Annotated in this window: 3 protein-coding genes and 1 pseudogene; all 4 read right to left on the bottom strand. The window is 69.7% G+C overall.

Going from position 1 to position 2,475, the window contains the following annotated elements:
* Nucleotides 1-181 (bottom strand): annotated as a pseudogene (locus J7E68_RS17445) (NAD(P)/FAD-dependent oxidoreductase); the annotation flags it as partial.
* A gap of 2 nt (nt 182-183) precedes the next feature.
* Nucleotides 184-1,575 carry an MFS transporter gene (locus tag J7E68_RS17450; protein WP_215174731.1) on the bottom strand — a complete coding sequence of 464 codons (1,392 nt, stop codon included), beginning with the start codon at nt 1,573-1,575 and terminating at the stop codon, nt 184-186.
* Nucleotides 1,576-1,701: 126 nt separating this feature from the next.
* Nucleotides 1,702-1,986: a DUF6457 domain-containing protein gene (locus tag J7E68_RS17455; protein ID WP_215174733.1), complete on the bottom strand. Its 285-nt coding sequence runs from the start codon at nt 1,984-1,986 to the stop codon at nt 1,702-1,704.
* On the bottom strand, nt 1,983-2,475 hold a 493-nt coding region (locus tag J7E68_RS17460; RefSeq protein ID WP_215174735.1), incomplete at its 5' end, for a molybdenum cofactor guanylyltransferase. The genes J7E68_RS17460 and J7E68_RS17455, both read right to left, overlap by 4 nt.

Here is a 2,475-nt window from a genome sequence, read left to right on the forward strand (position 1 = left end):
GTTCCGCGGCCGTCGCCTCGCCCACCGCGAGCTCGGCGATCAGCACCCGGTTGTATGGATCCGCCGTTTCGGCGCCCAGCACGGTCACCGTCGCCTGCCCGCCGGAGACCAGCGGCAGGAGCTCTTCGGCGAACCGGATGCCGACCGGCCCCGCCCCGATGACGACGATGCGCTCGGGCATGATCAGATCCGGTGGCCGGCGAGCGAGGCGCGCGGTACGGCGTAGACGAGAGCGGTGATGAGCAGCAGCACCACGTAGGCGGCGACGAAGCCGCCGAACGCCGGGGCGTAAGACCCGGTCCCGCTCTTGGCGGCGGCGAGCACCTGCGGGATCACGAAACCGCCGTAGGCGCCGATCGCCGAGATCAGACCGAGGGCTGCGGCGCCCTTGCGCTGGGTGCTGACCGCGAGCGCGTCGCCGGCTGTCGCCGCACCCCGGGCGGCGAAGACGTTGGGGATCATCCGGTAGGTCGCGCCGTTGCCGACGCCCGCCGCGATGAAGAGCAGCAGGAAGCATCCGAGGAAGAGTGCGAAGCTGTTCGCCTCGAGCGTCACCAGGAGCGAGAGGGCGCCGACGATCATGAGCGAGAACGCGGCGATCGTCATCCGTGCTCCGCCGAACCGGTCGGCGAGCTTGCCGCCGTAGGGGCGGGCGAGGGAGCCGACCAGGGCGCCGAGGAACGCGAGCGACAGTGACGCGCTGCCGATCTGGAACGTCGAGAACTCGGGGAAGGTGTCGGAGATCAGCTTGGGGAAGACGCTCGAGAAGCCGATGAACGATCCGAACGTGCCGATGTAGAGAAGCGACAGCACCCAAAGGTGCGGTTCTCGCAGCGCCGCGGCGGCTCCGGCGAAGTCGGCCTTGGCGGAGGACAGATTGTCCATGTGGCGCCACGCGCCCCAGACGGCCACCAGGATCAGCGGGATCCACATCCACCCGGCGAGCGAGAGGTTGAACGTGAACGCCGCCGTGACCGACACGACGATCGGCACGGCGAGCTGCGCGACCGAGGTGCCGAGGTTGCCGCCCGCGGCGTTGAGCCCGAGCGCCCACCCCTTCTCCTTCTGCGGGAAGAAGTAGGTGATGTTCGCCATGGAGCTTGCGAAGTTGCCGCCGCCGAAGCCGGCGAGGGCGGCCACCGCGAGAAGCACGCCGAACGGGGTCTCAGGGTCTTGCACCACGATGCCGAGCAGGACCGCCGGGATCAGCAGCAGCAGCGCCGAGACGATGGTCCAGTTGCGTCCGCCGAACCGAGCCACGAGGAACGTGTAGGGGAATCGCAGCGTCGCACCGACCAGGCTCGGCAGCGAGATCAGCCAGAACGACTCCGTGGTGCTCAGGGTGAAGCCGGCGGCGGGAAGAAGCACGACGACGATGCTCCAGAGCTGCCAGATGATGAAGCCGAGGAACTCGGCGAAGATCGACCAGCCGAGGTTCCGTCGGGCGATGGCCTTGCCCTCGGATGCCCAGAAGGTCGCATCCTCGGGGTTCCACCCGTCGATCCACCGGCCGGGGCGGCGCGTGAGGGTCACGGCGTGAGTGTCGACGCTGCTTCTTCCGGTGATCTGAGACATCGCGGCTCCTGGCGTTCGAGAGGTGAATGCTCTGAACGTAGGCGGCGGATGTTGCAGGGCCGCACGAGTGCGATTACCGGACGATTACTTCTCGATCACATCGGAGGGTTCGGCGATGAGAGAAGTTCAGGAATCCTGCTCGTCCGCACGCCAGGACACGGCCAGCTCGGTGATCGTGGCGACCGCCGCTGCGGTGTCTTCGCGACGGCCGCCCGCGCGCCCGGCGGCAAGGCCGGCGAGGTAGGCGCTCAGCGGCGCTGCCGGGCGGGCGACGCCGTGCGCGACGTCGCGGGCGAGATCCAAGAGCAGAGCGATGTCGACCGACTCGCGATCGATCCCGAGGGCCGTGCAGGCGGCCGTCGTCCACTCCTCCAGCGCTTCGACCGGAAGGTGCTGCGGCTTGTCGGTCATGTCGTCTCCTCGTCGAGCGTGCGGTCGGGTGCGGTGTTCTCGCCATGCGTGCGGATGGTCGCCCGGGCCCGTTCCAGATCGTCCCACGTGTCGACATCCGTCGCCAGGTCTCCTGCGGGCAGTGCGGTGATGGTCAGGCCGGCGAGCAGCGAGCGGATCGAGGCGTCACGGCCGCCGTCGGGGAAGGCCGCTGCGGCCGAGCGCAGGGCGTCGGTGCGGTAGCGGCCGATCAGCCACTGCATCCGTCCGGCGGTGTCGCTCAGGCAGACGCCGTCGTCACCGGGCGAGAGGGGCGGATGCTGCCGCAGCAGCGCGACCGCGTGCTCGGCGTTCGGCAGATCAGCCGCGAGGACGTAGACCTCGGTGCGCTCGAGGAGGGCGAGTCCGGCGGCGATGCCGGCGACCGGGCCGCCGAACTCGGGAGTCTCGCGGGTCCAGACGACCTCGCCGTTCACCGGTGCATGCGGCCCCACGACGACGATCGGGGCG

It is taken from the genome of Microbacterium sp. ISL-103 (genome assembly GCF_018613995.1).
Lineage (GTDB): Bacteria > Actinomycetota > Actinomycetes > Actinomycetales > Microbacteriaceae > Microbacterium.